Source organism: Acinetobacter higginsii (assembly GCF_000369525.1).
In the GTDB taxonomy this organism is placed as follows: Bacteria; Pseudomonadota; Gammaproteobacteria; order Pseudomonadales; family Moraxellaceae; genus Acinetobacter; species Acinetobacter higginsii.
The window spans coordinates 156,518-176,479 of record NZ_KB850072.1; the positions used below are offsets into that span (position 1 = coordinate 156,518).

Sequence of the window (19,962 nt, forward strand, 5' to 3'; positions counted from 1 at the left end):
ACTAAACAGCCGCCTAAATAGGCGGTTTTCTGATTTTTAGAGGACAGTAAAAATGGATAGAAAGGCATTTTTTGATATTGCCCGTAAACTACTAGGCGGCAAGCTTACACAAAATCAAGTTGATCGATTTAGTGAAATTTTAGATGAATACCAATCTAGTGGTATGAAAACCAGTCAAGTCGGCATCAACTTAATCACCAGTTTTGAGGACCTGGTACTTACAGCCTATGATGATGGTGTGGGTGTTTGGACTATTGGTTTTGGTACAACGGTTTATCCAAACGGCGTTAAAGTGAAAAGAGGTGATACCTGCACCAAAGCGCAAGCAGTGTCCTTTTTTCAACATGATTTGCGGCGCTTTGAGGCTGCAGTAAACCAAGCTGTAAATGTTGTTATTAATCAAAATCAGTTTGATGCACTGGTGAGCCTGACATACAACATTGGTGAAACAGCACTGAAAGAATCAACCTTAGTTAAAAAGCTAAATGCAAAAGACTATGCTGGTGCAGCTGACCAGTTTCCGCAATGGAATAAAGGCGGTGGGAAAGTAATGAAAGGGCTTGTTCGCCGCCGTGCTGCAGAGCGTGAACTTTTTTTGAAGGCTGTATGACATGAGTGACACAGTAACTGAATTAACTCCATATCTGGAATATTGGAGCAGTGGGATGTACTTGTTTAAGTGTCCTGGCTGCAAGTATTTACATCCATTTCATGTTGAAGCACATCCGAATGGCAGCAAATGGAATTTTAATGGTGATGTCAATAAACCAGCATTCACGCCGTCATTACTCGTAAATGATCATCATCCAGAAAGCCGATGCCACTTATTTTTAACAGACGGAAAGATTCAATTCTTATCTGACTGCTACCATGAATTGGCAGGCCAGACAGTTGATATGGTACCGATTGAGGATGGGTGATTATGCAAAGTCAGATCCAAAAAGTTAAATGTAAACGCTCATTATCTTCATTGATTCTGAGCGTTTTTGTTTTGTGTATTTTACCTGGTTGCACGGCACATACGATCAATAACAATATTCATGTTGGGATATGTGTAAAAGCCCTCTGATGAGGGCCTTTATCGGTTATTTTAAGCAATCAACTCTTGTTCAGTAATAAAACCTTTAACCCAAATTTGCACCTTGTCTGCGTACCACTGCATTATTCTTTTTCTTTCCTCAATGTATTTAGCCTTGTTATAAACGCCTTTTACCCCTCCAATTCTATGCGCCAGACACATTTCAATAGCATCATCACGCCACAAGTTTGATTCATAGCACGTTGTAGAGAATCTATGTCTGAAACCATGTATGTTTTGTTTCTGATAATACAGGGTGTGACTAACTGCACGACTTAAACACCAGCTTTGCATATAAGGGTTTTTATTAGATTTGTTCAAAGCAGGAAATACATAATCAGAAACAGGTGCTTTGTTTTTCCATTTTTTGAGTATGTTAACAATCTGATTAGACAACGGGACAGTGTGAGATAACCTTTTTTTCATTCTCTCCGCATGTATTGTCCATATCTGCTTGTCTAGATCAAACTCGTCCCACTTTGCTTGAACAGCCTCATTTGCTCTAACTGCTGTGTATATAATTAACAGCAAAGCAACTTTTGCAGGAGTGGAAAGTTTTCCATGTTTTTTTACCTCATTAAAAAATAATGGCATTTCCTCCTCAGTTAAAAAAGGATGATTCTTCTCAACATGTTTTGCAAGGAACCGGCTTAATGGCTGTGCAGGGTTAAACTCACAGCATGTTTCATAAACAATGCCATAATCAAACACTTTGCAAATCAACTGGTGTGTTGTTCGTAAAGTACTTGTTTTACCCTCATTTTCTAATTTTTTGAAAATTGGCTGCAAATTGGAAACTTTGATTTGATGCATATTCAAAGGACCAATTTCCCCATTAATATGATTAAGAAAAATACCCAAGGCGGCATTTTCTGTTTGCTTCTCTACAGACTTTCTATAAGTTTCAAAAAAAGCAGAGAAACATTGACTAAAAGACATTTCTTTCATTAGATGTATTCCTAAATTTTAACGCTGGATTGCGTAAGACTGCGCGATTGCTGTCTATGTGTTTATTGCAATCTCAAATTGAGATTACGGTAAGTGCTTTGAATGGAACAACTCTAAAATATTTTTCCATTTGTCTGCAGGCATATTCCTATGTCTAGGTTGATCATGCTCTGACATCCAATTTGCTAGCGTTGTATAACGCGCAGCGCCAATACTTTCCGCTATCTGTTGTTGTGTCATGCCAGTAGATTGAAGTTCTTCTACAACCAGTCGCAAATTGGAAGGTGTATAGCCTGGCTCAAATTCAATTTTTTTGATCACGATAATTGCTCTCCAGGACTTCAAAAAGATGATCGATATTTTTATATCCCATCTTCATTGATCGGACCTCATATTCAAAGATAGCCCATGCAGATTGACTAGGTGCTTTCAGATCAGTGGGATCAAGCCACTGCTTAAAAGTACGATCTCCGATTCTTGCCATATGTGCTGCTTTTTTTATACTGATATTCAGTTCATCAATAATTGTTTGAATATCAGCTGATGAAGGAGGGGTCCAATTTTTTACTGTCATGAGTATCAATAACATAATAAATACTCCTCAAGTGTGGGGCATTGCTGCCCCCAAAATCAAGCTATTCATCTTGTTTAAGTGGACGTATATTTAGTACATCTGGACAGTCAGAAATTCTGTCACGATCGGGGCGGTTATAATTAATGCTAGCCAAATATTCTAATGCTGGACTAATAAAGCCTACATTTCTTAATTTTTCGCATTCTTCTTTAATGATGCTACGTTGTGCATCAAACTTTGCACGCTCACCAACTTTTCGATGTAAGTTGCTCATTTCTGATTTAGCTTTTTGAATGCGATCAAAATCAATCACCCCATTTAGAAAGTTTTGAATTTGGGATCTGGTTTTTAAAATCTCATCTTCTTCAGCTTTTCGATCAGCTTTAGCTATTTCAATGCTCTCTTTTACAGTTTTTAATTCATCAAGAATCACTTGCCATTCCTGATGAGTTTTTCTTTTTGCAGTGATGCTATTTTTAATAGTTTCTAACTCAGCTTTTGCTGAGAATAGATCCGCCTCGGCTTCTTCAACTTCCTTCGATTTTTCAATTTCAGCATCAACCTGTTCGGCAGATTCTGTCCATTCAGTTAGTTTTTTAAATGAGCGTGGACCCACTTCCCATTGCTTTGCTATTGGATTCCATTTAGCTGTTTTAAAAACGGATTTAAAGTTATCTTTTAACTCGAAAGGAAATTTTACAGCATAGCCAGATTCAATTTTTTTAACTTCAATAGTCATGAGATGTATTCCTAAATTTTAACGCTGGATTGCGTAAGACTGCGCGATTGCTGTCTATAGGTTTATATTAATCTCAAATTGAGATTATTGCAAGTGAATATTCCCTGCGCCGACAAACGGCATTAATTCACTCTCTCACCTGATTAAATCCTTTCAACTTACGGCCCTTCGTAACTAGAAATCTATTTACCTCATCTTGATTAGCGAATTTAATAGCGCCGTCCTGTTCATCTTTAAGCACGTATTGTTCGTGTACATTGCGCTGAAGTCGCTGTAATCTTGAAAATCTTCATGCTCATTTTGAACAATATGAAGATACTTCCCATCTTTCTTGAAGTATATATATTTCATTATTCCCCCCAAGTATCAATATGATCAGACCACCATTGCATCATAGTTCGTCGATCATTGAGCCATTGGGCATGATTGTATGAGGCTCGTGTTTTATTATCGGATGCATGGGCGAGTTGTAATTCTACCCAATCAAGATTAAAGCCATTTTCATTGGCCACTGTTGAAGCAGTTGCACGTAATGAATGCATAGTAAATTCAAACTTCATATTTTGTAATGCAGTATTCAGTGTTGTTTTACCCATCATGCCGCCATCCTCCCCAGGGAAAATATACTCGCTGTTTGGGTAGAGTGCATATTGTTCCCTGAGTAAATCGATCATCTGATCCGATAAAGGAACTATGTGTAAGCGATTCTTTTTCATATTGCGCTTACCTGCCAAAATATCAGCCCTCGACACTGCTGGAATCGTCCATGTGCGGTCATCAAAATTAATAAATTCTTTTAGACCTCTACGAATCTCAATACTTCTCAACCATGTGTAAGCTGCAGCGGTAATCGCATTTTTAGTGCTGGTAAGCCCACCATAATTACTCAATCTAGTATGCAGCTCACGTTTTTCGATTTCAGTGAGTGGGCGAGCATGAATGATATCTGGTTTTTTTAGATATCCCCTTAAAGCATATGTTGGATCTATGGAAATGCGTTTGGTGATAATTGCATATCGCATGACCTCACCGATCATTTGACGTACAAATATGCCTCTGGTTTCTCCTGTACCTTTTCCAGTCTTTCTGATTCTGGACGTAGTACTATCCAGAACAGTTTTAATATCGATTGAATCAATCTCATGAATTGGTTTGCTACCAATAATAGGGAACACATCTCTATTAAAGTAGCTGTTACGACGCTGAAACCATTCCTCAGATTGCTGCCCTTTTTTGGATTCCATATATTCAGCAGTTACTAAAAAGAATGTTCCGTTGCTGGCTTTAATCGCTTCAAGTCGTTCGTGTTGAAGAAAGCTAGATGGATCTGTACCATCTGCTAACTGTTTACGATATTCTAAAGTTTTTAAGCGTGCTTCAGCTAAAGTTGTACCAGGGTATTGACCAATGGTTAACATTTTTGCTTTAGTAAGGAAGCGATAACGATAACGCCAGAACTTACCACCTGATGGGCGGATTTCCAAACATAATCCTGAATGATCTGCAACACGGTAAATTTTTTCTTTTGGCTTTAATTGTTTGATTTTAAGATCGTTTAGCATGATGTGTGAGTAAGGGTGTTTTTAAGCGGCGTTACTCACAATCTTACTCACAAATTTTAGTAATGTCATGTAATACTAGGTTAGGCTAGGTTAGATTAAAAAAACTTAACCGATGATAAAATAAAATTTAGGTAATACAAGGTAATAGAACGTTATTACCACGTTAGGCATGATGTAATTCATCTACGTCTAGATCAAAAAAATCCCTGCATATGCAGGGATTTTTTTTATTGACCATTTTGGAGGATTTAACGAAATAAAATAATCATCCACGTAAAGAAAATAATCGCTAAAGATACAAATTGCGCAGCACTGCCCATATCTTTTGCATTCTTAGACAATGGATTTTTTTCTAAGGATACACGATCAACAACGGCTTCAATGGCGGAATTAAACAGCTCTACAATAATTGCCAATAAACAGACAGCAACCATCAACGCTTGTTCAACGGCTGATACATGTACCAAGAAGCTCATCGGGATCAAGATCGCATTCAGTAATAGGATTTGTCGGAAGGCAGCTTCATGGCTAAAAGCGGCTTTAAATCCTGCGATTGAATAGCCTGTGGCATTTAAAATCCGCTTAATGCCACTTTTGCCTTTATAGGGAGAGTATTGCGTCATTACGATAGAGGAATGAGAGAAAGGCTTATTATAAGAGCAAAGATGTTGCAGTAAATTGGCAATATGTCGCATGCATGTACGAACACCAGACTTTTTCTGTCATTTAATCGATGCCATGTTGTATTTATGAATTGTCAATTGCGATCGTGCTAAGGATAATAAGCTGAGATCTATAGAAGGACATTTCTGCATGAAAATTATCGCAGATGAAAATTTGGCATTTACCGATTATTTCTTTGCGGAATTTGCAGAAATACAGCACCGAGCAGGACGTACCCTGACTCATGCGGATGTACAGGATGCCGATGCACTTTTAGTTCGCTCTGTGACCAAAGTGAACCACACCTTAATTGACCAAACGAAAATTAAGTTTGTAGGCAGTGCCACCATTGGAACGGATCATCTCGACATTCAGGCACTCGGGCAACAACATATTGCGTGGAGTAATGCCGCAGGTTGTAATGCACAAGCTGTTGCAGAATATGTGATTACCGCGTTATTACATTTAGATATTAATCTTTTAGAAAAAAATAAAGCCTTCACCTTAGCCATTGTTGGTTTAGGGAATGTCGGCAGTCGACTTGCCGTGATGGCACAACTCCTCGGTTGGAATGTAATTGGATATGATCCTTATGTGCAATTAGGCGGTATTGAAAATGTCTCTTTTGATGAGCTGTTAAAACGTGCTGATGCAATTTCAATTCATGTGCCTTTAACCTTATCGGGTGATTTCCCGACGCAGCATTTATTTGATGCAACTGCTTTGGCTGCAATGAAACCCTCTGCTGTTTTAATCAATAGTGCGCGTGGACCAGTGGTTGAGCAAGCGGCCTTGATGACGGATATTGCAACAACCAAACGTCAAGTGGTGCTGGATGTATTTGAGTTTGAACCAGAAATTTCTGAGCAACTGTTGGATTTATTGGCCTTAGCAACGCCACATATTGCGGGTTATAGTCTGGAAGGGAAGGCCAGAGGCACACAGATGATCTATCAAGCTTTTTGCGATAAATTTTCTTATGAAGCCTCAAAGCGTTTTGAGAGTCAATTGCCTCAGGTGGAACAATATTTCGGACAGCCGGATTTAAAAGCTGCGCTTAAACAACATCTCACTCAGATTTATGATATTGCTGCTGATGATCAGCAACTTCGTGCTTGTGTTCAGGGCGGCAAGGTTGAGCAAACCGCATTTGATTTACTTCGTAAAAATTATCCTTTGCGCCGTGAATGGGCTGCACATGGTGGGCCAAAAGCATGAGTCAAGATATGAAAAGCTACCAACCGACCTGTTCACTTGAGGCCTTAAAAGCGCGTGCTGAGATGTACAGCAAGATTCGTCAATTCTTTGCGCATCGGCAAGTGCTGGAAGTAGAAACACCAGTTCTGTCGCAGGCAGGTGTGACGGATGTACATTTGGCTTCTGTTCAAGTACAGCGTCATATTCACGGTAAATTAAATACTCAGTATTTACAGACCTCGCCTGAATTTCCAATGAAACGTTTATTGGCCAGTGGCAGTGGGGCAATCTATCAAATTTGCAAAGTATTTCGTGATGATGAACATGGGCGTAAGCACAACAGTGAATTTACCATGTTGGAATGGTATCGACCGGGATTAGACTTAAAGGGCTTGATGCATGAAACTGCGGAGCTGTTAGAAAGCTGTTTGGCACATCGTTTTGGCGATATTCGACCTATCGTTCTCAGTTATAAGCATGCTTTTCAGGATCGTTTGGAGATTAATCCTTTGCAAGCGAGCTTGAAACAACTCAAAGATACAGCCAATCGTGTTGGGCTTAATCTTGATTTGGGTGATGATCGTCTAGCTTATATGGACCTGTTATTCTCGCACTTTGTCGAACCTAGTCTAGGCTTCGATGCACCTGTATTTTTGACTGATTTTCCACCTGAAATGGCATCACTGGCAAAAGTAAAACAGGATGAGGATGGTGAATCCGTTGCCGCACGTTTTGAGGTGTATATTGAAGGTTTAGAGCTGGCCAATGCCTACGATGAGTTATTAGATGCTGAAATTCTAGCATCTCGTTTTGAGGCAGATAATGCAGAGCGTGCAAAGCAGGGTTTGGTGGTGATTCCAACGGATCAGCATTTATTGGCAGCTTTACCCCATATGCCTGAATGTTCTGGTATTGCTTTGGGTATCGACCGCTTACTCATGGTTGCCATGAATCAAGTCAAAATTGACCAAGTGATTGCATTTCCTGCTGAGATTGCCTAGGACTTTTATTTTCAATCCTTATAGAAGTTGCATTAATAGCTGCATCAACTCACTTTGGCGATGGGTTCGGGTTTTTTTAAAAATTGATTGCAGATGCTTCTTCACTGTATCGGCTTGAATTTCATGTGAAAGGGCAATTTCTTTGGTGGTTTTACCTTCTAGAAGTTGCTCACATATTTTATGTTCAACAGGCGTAAACATAAACAGCTGGGTACAAATGTCTTTTTGATATTTTGGCTTCTGTTTTAATCCAGAGAAGGTGGCAAGTAAGACTGGACGAAGGCCAAAAATCTTATGAGTTTTATCAGGACTAAGCAAATCCAGCGTTAAGAATAAATGTTGATCTAGCAACATGATTTTAGACCGTTCATGATGTGTCTGTTCTGGATTGTTTTTATAATGGCGTTCGAGCTCAATCAGGTTTTGATCAAACTGAATTTGTCGGTCCTCACTGAAAATAAAGCGACGTTGTTGGATGTGGATATGAGGATTATTTTTCAGTAATTGCTCAGCTTCACCATTAATTTCTAAGATATCTCCATTGAGATTAATAATGGCAATCGGTTGGTTCATTTTTTGAATTAACTGTGACCCAAGTAGGGTCATGGTGGAATATTCAAAATGATGGCGATATTGTTGAATTTTCTGCTGTATGATCGGCAAAATTTCATAAATCGGCTGAAGTTCAGTACAGCTTAATGCACCACGCTCAGGGCTGGTGAGAAAAGCGAGTAATACACAGACTTTATGATCATAAATGATTTGGATGGCTGAACAGAAACGTAGATCTAAGGGTTGTAAAACACGTTGGTATACTTGGGTTTGAATAATTTCATGTTCTTGAAAATGTTGAAAACAATGCATCCATCCCGTCATCGGTCCCAAAAGCATTTTCTTTAAACGCGGGTCATCATCTATGGCCAAGCGGATTTGGGTCAGTGCGGCTTGTTCAAGTTGATTGGAGTCAAAATTCACACCGTGATGGACGCTAAAGGAGAGTGCTTGGACTTCAAGGTCAACAGCCAACAGTTGCGAAGCTTGCACATCAAAATAGTGATTCAGTTGCTCTAAGAAAATCATCCAATCATCAGCATGCTGAACTTTATTCAAGATGTCCACGACTGGGCTGTGTTGGCTTAGAGTCATCTAAAATCCCATCGAAAATAGAATATATTCCATATAGTTTATATGGATTTTAACTAAATGAAATTATTAAATTAAAAAAATGTGACTTCTTATGCAATTATCAGATGAAATGAGTATTTAAAGTTAAATCAGCTTTGAACGAAATATGCCTAAACGCATTAGCACGTTTAGGCATATTGGGGTTTAGCAGCGTCCTTTTTTGGCTTGTCCTGGAGGGCAGAAATCACCACGACCATCATGATGGTTGTCTGGATCAACAATGACGCTGCCATGTGGGGTATGTACGGCACAGGCTGATAAGCCGAATGTAAGTAAAGTGCTGAAGCAGAGCAGTATTATTTTCATCCTTGCATCCTATTGTTATTGCTTTCCCTTCTACTGTAAATCGATCAGTCGGTTTCAGCTAGCAGAAGGATGCAGGTTTTTAACAGAGATTTGTATCATTCAGCTGTACGTAAAACCGTTCTAAATCCGACATGCGTTGCCGCCAAGTCAAATTCTTGTGGATAGCGGCTGCTATTTCGATAACGGGCGCAAAAGTTGGAGGCACATAGAAAAGAACCGCCTTTAAGTACATATTGCGTTGCGGTGCTGTTTTGTTGACGTAGTTCTGTATAATTGCCCATGTGCTGATCATGTGCGCCGTGATAAACAGAGGAGGTCCACTCCCAGACATTGCCAATCATATCGAACAGCTTAAAGGCATTGGCAGGGTAGCAGCCGACGGGTGCGACACTTTGAAAATGATCTTCAACTGTATTATTGAAAGGAAATTCACCTTGCCAATAATTGGCTTGTGGATGTTGATGGGCATCCTGTGGTGCTTGGTGTAAAGGGGTATCTGTTTTCGAACCAGCCTTGGCTGCATATTCCCATTCTTGCTCTGTAGGTAAATCCCGACCCAACCAAACGGCATAGTGTTCAGCATCATTTTTAGTGACATAGCGAACTGGCTCAGACGGCAATGGGGGCTGACCTTGAGCACCATTGGGTGTTTTCCATGTGTAATCTGTTTTTAGTTGCCACCATTGATTTGGGTTATTCACATCAGGAGAAAATACTGCAGCTTGTTTCTGTTTTTCCGCATCAGTGACATAGCCTGTTGCTTTAACAAAACTGGAAAACTGGGCAACTGTCACTTCGGTTTGATCGATCCAAAAACCTGCCACCTGACGTTGTGGTTTGCCAAAATTCAGCTCATCAGGGTAGGCTAAGTTTGAACCCAATTGAAATGAACCTTTAGGAACCCATACCATCCCAGCGGTTTTACTGTTTTGCCATGCTTCGGGTAAACCAGAATACTGTTGGCATTGCTGTAATGAACCTAGTTGAGCCTCGGTGCTGTTTTGAGTATGTGAATGAGTGGTAGTAGGCTTAACTTTGCTACAGCCTGTCACAAGGGACAGGCTGCTCAGTGAAATTAAAAAGCATACCCACTTCATTTAAGGTTGTATTCCTTAACACCATTTTGCTGGGTGTATTGGTTATACACATTTACCAGCTCTTGTAACTTGGCAGGATTATCTTGAGCAAGGTTTTGCGTTTCACCTCGATCATTTTTCAAGTTGTATAGTTCCCAGGTTCCTGTTCCTAGTTCTGATTTACCTTGTAATGCAATTTTCCAGTCCCCTTGACGGGCATATTTACTGCCATGTAATTCATCGGCAAAGCTAAAGTTGACTGGGCGAATGGCTTGGGCTTTATTGTCGAGTACGGGTTTCCATGAATAGCCGCTTGGTGTATTGATTTGACGACCTTTGTATTGACCTTGTGGGACGGCAATATTTGCGTAGTCGAGCACGGTTGGGAACACATCCAAGACCGAGGCAAAACCATGATGCGTGGCTTGAGCCTTGGTTTGGTATGGCAGTTTTACAATGGCAGGTGCGGTGGTTGCACCTTCACCGGCAGTATCTTTCCAGAGATGGAAGGGCGCAGCGCTGACTTCAGCCCAACGTGGTCCAACATAGTGATAAGAGCTTGAAGTCCCGACATTATTAACGCTGTTATCAAAACCTGACTCGGCTCCATAATTGCCACGAATAAAACCTTCTGCGCCGTTATCGGAAACAAAGAAAATTAAAGTGTTGTCATATAAGTTATTACGTTTTAAATATTGAATCACCCGACCAATATTGGCATCCAGATTTTCCACCATACCTGCGTAGATTTCCATTCTGCGTGCTTCAAGCGCTTTTTGCTCGGTTGAAAGCTCATTCCACTTACCATATTTTTGTGGTGCATTTTGCGTGGCGATTGGTTCAGCTGCTTTAAAATTTGCTGGAATTAATCCGAGTTGTTTTTGACGGGCTATGCGTGCATCGCGGATCACATCATAGCCAGCATCATAAACACCACGATAACGATCACGATATTCAGCAGGTGCTTGTAAAGGCCAATGTGGTGCGGTGTAAGCAGCATAGGCAAAGAACGGTTTACCTGAGTTTTTACCTGATTCTAGATAGCTGATCAGTTTGTCGGTGAAGTAGTTGGTAGAGAAGAAATCATCAGGTAAGGATGAAATCGGAACTTGTTTGCCGTCTTCGGTATACGTGGCATTACGCTTATAGGCACTTGGTGCTTGTTTAAAATGTAGATCTAAGCCTTGCAATAACGTAAATGAATGATCAAAACCTTTGGCATGTGCGTTGGTTGCATCGGTTAAACCCAAGTGCCATTTACCACTGATATAGGTTCGGTAGCCATTGTCTTTCAGGACTTCGGCAATGGAGAGTGAACGCTCATTTAAATAGCCCTCATAACCCGGTTGACCTTTTAGATGCTCAGGTGTGAGCTCAGCCATTGCACCAATGCCTGCTAAATGGTGGTCAGTCCCCGAAATCAATTGTGAGCGTGTTGGAGAACAGGTTGGAGCGGTATGATAATCCGTTAAAATACGACCTGCTCGGGTCAGTTCATCGATATTCGGGGTATGAATTTCCCCACCAAAAGCACCTAAGTCGGAATAGCCTAAGTCATCTGCCATGATGAATAAAATGTTGGGCTGTTTCTTGGTTTCAACCACGGTATTGGAGTCATCAGAATCATTATTGCTGCATGCTGAAATCGAAAGGCTAAATAATGCAATTGAAAGTGTGCTCAGAAGGCTGTTACGAGACATGAGAATCGACTTAATTTTATCAAAGAATTAGGGCGAGTTTAGAGAGATGATTTTTATGATAAAAATAATTAAAATTTGATTGTTAATCTAAAAAAAAGAAAAGCCCCAATGCAGGGCTTATTTCTAAGATAATTTAAAATGGAATTTTGGTGAGTTGATTTAAGAAATGTGGAACAACCCGTGGCTCCAAGATGATGGTCACCACCACACCATAAGCAGCCCCCCAGAGATGCGCACTGTGGTTGATATTGCTATTGCCGCGTTTACCTGACCAGATGCTATAGGCCACATATAAAATGGCAAAAATAATCGCAGGAACTGGAATGAAGAACACAAAAATCAAGTTCCAAGGCTGGAACAGGATATAGGCAAACAGTACCGCTGAAACTGCACCAGAAGCACCTAGGCTCGCCCATCGTGCATCATGACGATGTTTCAGATAGCTCGGTAAAATGGCAACAATCAATCCGCCTAGATAAAATAAGACAAAGCCCATATCATAGAAAAACTGACGATAGAAGCTTTCGATAATATTGCCGAAGAAAAACAGCGTGATCATATTGAACAATAGATGCGTGCCATCAGCATGAATGAAACCATGCGTGATAAAACGGTCATATTGCCCACGTTGCATTGCGGGAGGCCAAAAGATCAAACGGTTCATCACCGCCTGATTGGAGAAGGCCAATAAGGAGATTGCAACAGTAATAATGATGAGAGTCACAGTGTGACCAAAGGGTAGATGTAACATATAGGTTTTAAATTGATCAGTGTCTAAGCAATAATGCCATTAAAAACTTAATAAACAATGTTCTTGCATAGAATTCCTACAAAAATGGTTGATTTTTTTTTATTACCCTCCATCTTCGGTTAATATAACGACATCAGCTTGAGGATTATTGTTATGTCGACTGAGAACACCAACACTGCTGTCGCAGAAGAAATTCCAAACCTTTTAATTACTCCATCTGCACAAGAGTATTTAGGTGATTTATTAGCAAAGCAAAATACCCCAGGAATTGGCGTTCGTGTTTTTGTAGAGCATCCAGGTACTCCACGTGCTGAATGTTGTATGGCATATAGCGCACCTGAAGAAGTAGTGCCGACAGACTATAAACAGGATTATCCTAATTTTCCTGCTTATGTTGATGCGCCATCAATTCCGTATTTGGTTGACGCCGTAATTGACTACAACAAAGATCGTTTTGGTGGTCAATTAACCTTCCGTGCACCAAACTCGAAAGTGCCACGTGTTGGTCCAGACGCTTCAATTGAAGAGCGTATTACCTATGTACTGCAATCTGAAATTAATCCAGGTCTGGAAGGACATGGCGGTAATTGTAGTTTGGTCGAAGTGAATAATGATCCAGAACATGGTTTAACTGCTGTATTGAAATTCGGTGGTGGTTGCCAAGGTTGTTCTGCGATTGATGTTACCTTGAAGCAAGGTGTAGAAACCACTTTAAGACAGCATGTGCCTGAATTACAGCGTGTAGTGGATCAAACCGATCATACACAAGCAGAAGGCGCTTATTTTAAATAATCGCTGGAAATTTACTGTATTTTTAAAAGCCCTTTCGAGGGCTTTTTTTATTGTTTAATCAAAACTGAGATGATTTTTCCTTATTCTATAAATAGATGTATGCAAAACAAAGTGAATTAATAAATAATAATAATTATCATTTTTATTGAGTTTTATTTGTTTTTTGTTAGAATTCTCATGAATTTTTAAGCAAATCTTAAGATTTTTTCTGAATCAGGTGGGAATATGTCCAATACAATCGTACGTCAATCACTACTCACAATTTCTGTGTTGAGCGGTATGATGGCCGTTGCACATGCAGCAGAAACTCAAACCAATAAAGATGCAGTGCAATTAGACAAGATTGTTGTGACTGCAAGCGGCTTTGAACAAGATATTAAAAAAGCGGCAGCCTCGATTTCGGTGCTGACACAAGAACAAATCAATAAAAAAGCGTATCGTGATGTGACGGATGCACTTAAAGACGTGCCAGGGGTGGTGGTCACAGGTGGGGGCAGTTCAAGCGATATTAGTATCCGTGGTATGGGCAGTGCTTATACCGTGATTATGGTTGATGGTAAAAAAGTAAATACCCGCTCTGTACGACCAAATAGTGATAACTCGGGGATTGAGCAGGGTTGGTTGCCAAATATTGGTGCGATTGAACGTATTGAAGTGATTCGTGGTCCAATGTCTGGTTTATATGGCTCAGACGCAATGGGTGGTGTGATTAATATCATTACCAAGAAAAATGTTACTGAGTGGACTGGATCAATCAAGCTTGATACCACATTGCAGGAAAATTCTGACTCAGGTAATCAATACCAAACCAATGCCTATATTGCAGGCCCTTTGATCGCCAATCTCTTGTCTTTTAAAGCCAATGGCCTGTATTCACAGCGTGATGAAGATAAAATCTATGGTGGTTATAGCAAGCAAAAAATTCGTGCGGGTGGGGCTGCATTTAGCCTGACGCCGAACGATGATCACACCATCGATTTAGAATATCAACGTTCAATTCAAAATCGAGATGCAACGGTTGGAAAGAGCATTTCTCCTGTACAAACCGGACGAAACAAACCTGCTAATTCGCTTACTGATTATTATCGTACTGAATATAGCTTAACCCATCGTGGCAAGATTGGTGCAGTCGAAACGCACTCATATATTCAACGTGAGGAAAATGAAAATCCATCACGTAATATGGAAGCGACCAACACCACCTTTAATACCATCAATAAAATTAATTTTGATCGTCATAGCTTGAGCTTTGGTGGTATGTATTTAAAAGAAGAATTAGATGATAAAGGTAATCAGTTAAGCGTGGGTGGAGCGAAACCGGTTTCAAACCTTGATCGTTATAGTTGGGCCTTATTTGCCGAAAATGCTTGGAACATTGTGGATGATTTCACTCTAACTACATCTCTTCGTTTAGATAAAGATGAAAAATTTGGTGATCACTGGAGTCCCAAAGTATATGGGGTTTGGGGACTCAATGATAATTGGGTGATTAAAGGCGGTGTTTCTACAGGTTATAAAACACCAGCACTTCGTGCCACAGTTGCAGAGTGGGGTCAAGCGACGGGTGGTGGTCAGAGTAAAGGGGTGATTGTAGGGAATCCTGATCTAAAACCCGAGAAAAGTGTTAACTATGAAGTTTCTTTCAACTGGGATAATTTGGATAATTTGACCGCAGGATTAACGCTATTTAATAGTGAGTTTAAGGACAAAATTACAGAAGTGAGAACCTGTCAGGGTAAAAATGTTGGCGCCTTAGAGTGTGATTGGTTGGGCGAGAAGTTCGATTTTGTCAGCTTACGTGAGAACGTTGATAAGGCTAGTATGCGTGGTGCAGAGGCAACCTTTGGTTGGAAAGTCCTCCCTAATGTAAATTTGAGTGCGAACTATACCTTCACGGATACTGAACAAAAGAGTGGTGTGAATAAAGGCAAGCCTTTAAATGAAATGCCAAAACATATGTTTAACACCACCGCTGATTGGGAAATTAATGATCAGTTCTCAAGTTGGGGACGTATCAACTATCGTAGTAAAACCTCAGATTACTTGAGCCGTACTGCAATGGCGAAAGGTAAACCTGCATATACCATGGTGGATGTTGGGGTCAATTATAAGCCTACACAAAATATCGCAGTGGCTGCGGGGATCTATAACTTGTTTGATAAAGAGATTGATACAGCAACCTATAATTATGTATTAGATGGTCGCCGTTACAATCTTGGCGTGACCTATAGCTTCTAAATGACTGTAAGGAAAGGATAGGGCAGCAAATGCCTTATCCTTGTTTATTTAAGATCTGATTGACTGCTTCAGAATAATAAAATTTCTCTAAATACACGCGCGCGCGTTGTCTTAAATAACCCGTTGTAATCACTTGCTGTAAAACAGGACTGAGTAGATGACTCAGTTCATTTTCAATCAAGGCTTCATCAATATTCAGGTCACGCAGTAAAAGATCAAAAGTGCGCTCCTGATTACGGGCATACCATGCATAGACGCCATCATGCACTTGCTGTTTTAGGTAAGGGGTTTGACGGATATGCTCCCAAATTTCATATCCCATACCCACTGTTTTAGGTAAATCTTGTACTTCGACATAATTACGCAAGACCGATAAAGGCATGACTTTAATTTTATGCCAGAGGTTGGCCTGAAAATGGTAGAGCTTGTCATCATTAAAGTGTTGATTTAACACTTTTTCACTCATTTGACTGATTTTTAAAATGTTCTTTTGTAAGTAGTGGTTAATGGTGTCATTCAGATTGGAATCGGTCACTGTTTCTAAAACCGATTTTCCCATTTTCATAAAATGTCCAACCCCAGGAACACGTTTTGACATGGAATTATCCAGATAATCTTGGATTGAGTGTTGAATCAGTTGGGTAATCAATGCAGAAAAAGCTGGGTTGTTTACCACTGTTTTAATCAAACGCTGCCGATGACCGCTTTTGCTGGCTACATATTGTGCAATTGTGTCAATGGTCAGGACAGGAATGACCTGTTCAATTGTGGTTTGATCATTGACCGGATGAATCAAGGCAAAACGAATATGTTCAGCAATTTGTTCGATTAAAAATGGACTGGCAGGTGTGGCCAAAATCTGCTTTTCAATCAGCTCAAAGATTTGTTCAAACGACCAAAGATGCTGTAACTGTTGTAAGCGTAACCAATGATAGAACTGTTTAAACTCGTGTTGAATGGTTTCTGCCTGTGCAAACTCCTGCTCTAAAAAATCAAGTTGTGCATCAATCAGTTGTTCTATCATGGGTTGTTTCGACATAAAATCTCAAATCGCTTATTAAATTTAGGGTGAAGGTGTTGCTGCAGGCTTTTGTGCCTGAATCTTACTGAGGAAAGGTAGATATTGCTGAACCACCAATTGATCTGCTTCCAAGATTGGCATATGTCCAACATTGTCCAAGATTACAGGTGCTTGTGCATTTTTCAGCAGTGATTTTAACTCAGGTGCAACTTCAACATTAATAATTTTATCTTGTTTACCCCATAAAATCAGGGTAGGTGCATCAATTGAGCGCGCCAATAAGGCAAATGAATCTGGAGTGTAGAGCTTATTCAAGGCAATGATTTGATCAACCATCTTTTGAGTTTGTTCTACCTGACCAATCATCATTTTCTCTTGCGCTTGTGCAATTTCCTTAGGAATGAATGGTGGTGTGTGCATGGCTTGCTGCATCAAGAAATTAAAGTCTCCTTTCTTGCTCACAATCATGTTTTTGACTTGGGTTGGATCTTTTAGGTAGGGGGTCGTGGCAGACTTATAAACACCTGCGGCATCAATCAAGAACAGGCTCTTGGTTTCAAATGGATATTGACCTGCATATAGCATCGCAATTGAACCACCGAGTGAATGACCTGCCACATGAGCTGGGCCGGTGAGGTTGGCTGCTTCAACAAAACGACGCAGTTTTTCAGTCACGTTGGGTACAGAATAATCAAAATCTTTTGGAACCTGAGTTTCACCACTGGCAGGCAAGTCAGGGATGACCACATGGTAGTTTGCAGTTAAGGCACGTGCGACACGGTTCCAGTTATCGCGACTGCCTGCTAAACCATGAATCAAAATCACAATTGGTTTACCTGCTTGGCCACCTTCACTATATGACCAAGTAATATCACCTACTTTTAAGGTTTTACTTTGTAAGCCTGCCCAAGCACGCTCTTGTTGCAGTAGGTTTTGGAAACTCATTTCAATTTCCGCAGCCTGTGTGGTGCTGATTGCAACTGTGGTTAAACTGCATGCCAGTAACGCCGCAGTGAGTGTCCTGCGGAAGGGCATTGCAAATTGGCTTTTTGTATTCATTGTTCTGTCCTTGATCTATTTTTACGCCCATTGATTATTGGGGAAAGTGCTGAAGGAATCATTTGCATAATCTACAGCTGTATGGAAATTCTTGCCAATGAAATCATCAATTTTCCATTATTTTCCTGATTAAAACATTAGCAGAGCGACGGAGAGTTTTTATTTTTGTCAGTGACTTTCAAACAGGCGCACATTACACTATTTGCTCATGTCAACCATAGATGGATTTAAGCATGCTCACTGCTCAAGAAGCCCTAGAACGTTTAAAAGCTGGTAATGCCCGTTTTGTAAAGGGAGAGGCAGTTCAACAAAAATTATTATCTCACCAAGAACGTGCCGAAATGGCAAGTGAACAAAATCCTTTTGCGATTGTTTTAGGCTGTTCTGATTCCCGAGTACCTGCGGAAATGGTATTTGACCAAGGTTTAGGTGACCTGTTCGTGATTCGTGTAGCAGGCAATATCGTTGCGCCGTCACAGGTAGGGAGTGTTGAGTTTGCGGCAGAACGTTATGACTGTGCTGTTGTGGTGGTGTTAGGTCATAGTCACTGTGGCGCGATTCAAGCGACGATTGATACCTTAATGAATCCACAGCAACCGCCATCATCGAATTTGATGTCGATTGTCAATCGTGTACGTCCTTCGGTTGAAATCTTAATGCAAACAGATTTAAAAAATGATTTGAAAAAACTGTCGGCTCATGCGGTTCGTTCCAATGTATTTGCTTCAGTGAATCAATTACGTCATGGTTCAGCCGTGCTGGAAAGTCTGATCGAGAAAGGCAAAATGATCGTGGTTGGCGCAGAGTATTCGCTGGAAACAGGTGAAGTCAGTTTCTTCGATTTTTAAAGCAGATGGCGAGTTGAGAGACTCGCCATTATTTTATCATTCATGCTTTATCCTTCATTAATAAAATTTGGATGTTTCACTCAAAGAGCAGCTCCACTATGAATATTATGCCGATATCTGAATCACAATTATCAGATTGGCTAGCATTAAGAAGTTTGCTCTGGCCTGATCATGACGATGCGCATTTATTGGAAATGCGTCAGCTACTTAAACAAACTGATACTTTACAATTATTGGCTTATACCGACACCCAACAAGCAATTGGCATGTTGGAAGCTTCGATTCGATATGAATATGTGAATGGTACACAAACCTCACCCGTGGCTTTTCTTGAAGGGATTTATGTATTACCTGAATATCGACGTTCAGGTATCGCGACTCAGTTGGTTCAGTTCGTAGAGGAATGGGCGAAACAATTTGCATGTACTGAGTTCGCTTCAGATGCAGCGCTGGACAATCATATTAGCCATGCAATGCATCGAGCACTCGGTTTTCATGAAACTGAACGTGTGGTGTATTTTAAGAAAAATATCGGCTAAGCGACTTTAGCGACTCAACTGGTGCTTATAAAGCGCCTTTGATATAGGGATAAGCCACATTCAGCATAATTGGTTGTGCTTTGGCATTGGGATGGATTTGATCATTCTGGATTAAATGTTTCTGCCCAGCCACACCTTCAAGGAAGAACGGCAACAGTTTCACTTTATATTGCTGACTTACAATTTTGTAATTATTTTCAAAAGCCGTGCTATAGGCTGTCCCATAATTCGGTGGTATTTTCATACCAAACAGTAAAACATTGGCTTTCTGTTTTTGGCTCAGCTGTACCAATTGAGCGAGATTCTTTTGAATCATTTGTGGCGGTTGACCACGTAAGCCATCATTGCCGCCAAGCTCAATGACCACAATTTCAGGCTTGTAAGTTTGTAATAACTTCGGAAGTCTTGCCAATGCACCGCTGGTGGTTTCACCGCTGACACTTGCATTGACCACTTTGTGTTGTTTCGGATACTGTTGGTCTAGGCGTTGTTGTAATAATTGCACCCAGCCTTGTTTTACATCGATGCCATAACCTGCGCTCAGGCTATCACCCAAAATTAAAATAGTCTTTGCTGAAACCAGTGTTGGGATCAAGCCAATGGCGATGATTCCAACTGCTTTTGATAGTGACCAGATAACTTTAGATTTTTGCATCGTATTTCAAATTTGTCCTAAAGGATACGT

At 40.4% G+C, this 19,962-nt stretch carries 22 protein-coding genes; 8 read left to right on the forward strand and 14 right to left on the reverse strand.

Annotated features, from left to right (window positions below):
• Window positions 1–52: 52 nt before the first annotated feature.
• Together F902_RS06810 and F902_RS06815 are read left to right on the forward strand one after the other, a co-directional pair.
• The gene (locus F902_RS06810) at window positions 53–610 is read left to right on the forward strand and encodes a lysozyme (RefSeq protein ID WP_005202210.1); all 558 of its coding nucleotides are present in this window, start codon (window positions 53–55) and stop codon (window positions 608–610) included.
• Between the two features lies 1 nt (window position 611).
• On the forward strand, window positions 612–920 hold the full coding sequence (locus F902_RS06815; RefSeq protein WP_005202212.1) for a ubiquitination-like system serine protease family protein: 309 nt from the start codon (window positions 612–614) through the stop codon (window positions 918–920).
• 170 nt (window positions 921–1,090) lie between these two features.
• Here the strand turns inward: F902_RS06815 and F902_RS06820 are convergent, their stop codons facing one another.
• The 6 genes from F902_RS06820 to F902_RS06850 form a co-directional block, all read right to left on the reverse strand.
• Window positions 1,091–2,026 (reverse strand): tyrosine-type recombinase/integrase, encoded by a 936-nt coding sequence (locus F902_RS06820; RefSeq protein WP_005202219.1) that lies wholly within the window; start codon window positions 2,024–2,026, stop codon window positions 1,091–1,093.
• Between the two features lie 84 nt (window positions 2,027–2,110).
• Complete coding sequence (locus F902_RS06825; RefSeq protein WP_005202220.1) at window positions 2,111–2,347, reverse strand: hypothetical protein; 237 nt, start codon at window positions 2,345–2,347, stop codon at window positions 2,111–2,113.
• Window positions 2,331–2,615 (reverse strand): hypothetical protein, encoded by a 285-nt coding sequence (locus F902_RS06830; RefSeq protein ID WP_005202221.1) that lies wholly within the window; start codon window positions 2,613–2,615, stop codon window positions 2,331–2,333. Before F902_RS06830 ends, F902_RS06825 begins: the two co-directional genes overlap by 17 nt.
• 46 nt (window positions 2,616–2,661) lie before the next feature.
• Entirely contained in the window at window positions 2,662–3,339 is a 678-nt protein-coding gene (locus tag F902_RS06835; protein WP_005202222.1) for a hypothetical protein, read from the reverse strand.
• Window positions 3,340–3,689: 350 nt separating this feature from the next.
• Window positions 3,690–4,901 carry a tyrosine-type recombinase/integrase gene (locus tag F902_RS06845; RefSeq protein ID WP_005202223.1) on the reverse strand — a complete coding sequence of 404 codons (1,212 nt, stop codon included), beginning with the start codon at window positions 4,899–4,901 and terminating at the stop codon, window positions 3,690–3,692.
• Between the two features lie 248 nt (window positions 4,902–5,149).
• Window positions 5,150–5,524: a diacylglycerol kinase gene (locus F902_RS06850; RefSeq protein ID WP_026057572.1), complete on the reverse strand. Its 375-nt coding sequence runs from the start codon at window positions 5,522–5,524 to the stop codon at window positions 5,150–5,152.
• A gap of 190 nt (window positions 5,525–5,714) precedes the next feature.
• Between F902_RS06850 and F902_RS06855 the strand changes: the two genes are divergently transcribed.
• Window positions 5,715–6,782: a 4-phosphoerythronate dehydrogenase gene (locus F902_RS06855; protein ID WP_005202225.1), complete on the forward strand. Its 1,068-nt coding sequence runs from the start codon at window positions 5,715–5,717 to the stop codon at window positions 6,780–6,782.
• On the forward strand, window positions 6,779–7,762 hold the full coding sequence (gene epmA / locus F902_RS06860) for an EF-P lysine aminoacylase EpmA (RefSeq protein ID WP_017402397.1): 984 nt from the start codon (window positions 6,779–6,781) through the stop codon (window positions 7,760–7,762). Before F902_RS06855 ends, epmA begins: the two co-directional genes overlap by 4 nt.
• An 18-nt stretch (window positions 7,763–7,780) precedes the next feature.
• Here epmA and F902_RS06865 read toward each other — a convergent pair whose 3' ends face one another.
• The 5 genes from F902_RS06865 to F902_RS06885 all read right to left on the reverse strand — a co-directional run bounded on the left by F902_RS06865 (window position 7,781) and on the right by F902_RS06885 (window position 12,780).
• Window positions 7,781–8,908: a helix-turn-helix transcriptional regulator gene (locus F902_RS06865; protein WP_005202228.1), complete on the reverse strand. Its 1,128-nt coding sequence runs from the start codon at window positions 8,906–8,908 to the stop codon at window positions 7,781–7,783.
• 183 nt (window positions 8,909–9,091) lie between these two features.
• On the reverse strand, window positions 9,092–9,253 hold the full coding sequence (locus F902_RS22625) for a hypothetical protein (protein ID WP_005184220.1): 162 nt from the start codon (window positions 9,251–9,253) through the stop codon (window positions 9,092–9,094).
• Between the two features lie 95 nt (window positions 9,254–9,348).
• A complete protein-coding gene (locus tag F902_RS06875) occupies window positions 9,349–10,350 on the reverse strand; it encodes an SUMF1/EgtB/PvdO family nonheme iron enzyme (protein WP_005202230.1) in 1,002 nt (333 codons plus the stop codon).
• The gene (locus tag F902_RS06880; RefSeq protein WP_005202232.1) at window positions 10,347–12,029 is read right to left on the reverse strand and encodes an arylsulfatase; all 1,683 of its coding nucleotides are present in this window, start codon (window positions 12,027–12,029) and stop codon (window positions 10,347–10,349) included. Before F902_RS06880 ends, F902_RS06875 begins: the two co-directional genes overlap by 4 nt.
• A 133-nt stretch (window positions 12,030–12,162) precedes the next feature.
• Window positions 12,163–12,780: a rhomboid family intramembrane serine protease gene (locus tag F902_RS06885; protein ID WP_005145015.1), complete on the reverse strand. Its 618-nt coding sequence runs from the start codon at window positions 12,778–12,780 to the stop codon at window positions 12,163–12,165.
• Window positions 12,781–12,933: 153 nt separating this feature from the next.
• On the opposite strand from F902_RS06885, the gene nfuA reads away from it, so the two are divergent.
• Both nfuA and F902_RS06895 read left to right on the forward strand, forming a co-directional pair.
• Complete coding sequence (gene nfuA / locus F902_RS06890; RefSeq protein ID WP_004652044.1) at window positions 12,934–13,572, forward strand: Fe-S biogenesis protein NfuA; 639 nt, start codon at window positions 12,934–12,936, stop codon at window positions 13,570–13,572.
• Window positions 13,573–13,797: 225 nt separating this feature from the next.
• Window positions 13,798–15,810 carry a ligand-gated channel protein gene (locus tag F902_RS06895; protein ID WP_005202235.1) on the forward strand — a complete coding sequence of 671 codons (2,013 nt, stop codon included), beginning with the start codon at window positions 13,798–13,800 and terminating at the stop codon, window positions 15,808–15,810.
• 34 nt (window positions 15,811–15,844) lie between these two features.
• On the opposite strand, the gene F902_RS06900 is transcribed toward F902_RS06895, so the two are convergent.
• Together F902_RS06900 and F902_RS06905 are read right to left on the reverse strand one after the other, a co-directional pair.
• Window positions 15,845–16,849, reverse strand: coding sequence for a hypothetical protein (locus tag F902_RS06900; RefSeq protein WP_005202236.1), 1,005 nt, complete (start codon window positions 16,847–16,849; stop codon window positions 15,845–15,847).
• 24 nt (window positions 16,850–16,873) lie between these two features.
• On the reverse strand, window positions 16,874–17,890 hold the full coding sequence (locus F902_RS06905; protein WP_005202237.1) for an alpha/beta fold hydrolase: 1,017 nt from the start codon (window positions 17,888–17,890) through the stop codon (window positions 16,874–16,876).
• A 233-nt stretch (window positions 17,891–18,123) separates the two neighbouring features.
• On the opposite strand from F902_RS06905, the gene F902_RS06910 reads away from it, so the two are divergent.
• On the forward strand, window positions 18,124–18,738 hold the full coding sequence (locus tag F902_RS06910; protein WP_004652048.1) for a carbonic anhydrase: 615 nt from the start codon (window positions 18,124–18,126) through the stop codon (window positions 18,736–18,738).
• Window positions 18,739–18,836: 98 nt separating this feature from the next.
• Window positions 18,837–19,277, forward strand: a complete 441-nt coding sequence (aac(6')-I, locus tag F902_RS06915; protein WP_005202238.1) for an AAC(6')-Ighjkrstuvwx family aminoglycoside N-acetyltransferase — start codon at window positions 18,837–18,839, stop codon at window positions 19,275–19,277.
• 25 nt (window positions 19,278–19,302) lie between these two features.
• Here the strand turns inward: aac(6')-I and F902_RS06920 are convergent, their stop codons facing one another.
• A complete protein-coding gene (locus tag F902_RS06920; protein ID WP_005202239.1) occupies window positions 19,303–19,932 on the reverse strand; it encodes an arylesterase in 630 nt (209 codons plus the stop codon).
• Window positions 19,933–19,962: the final 30 nt, after the last annotated feature.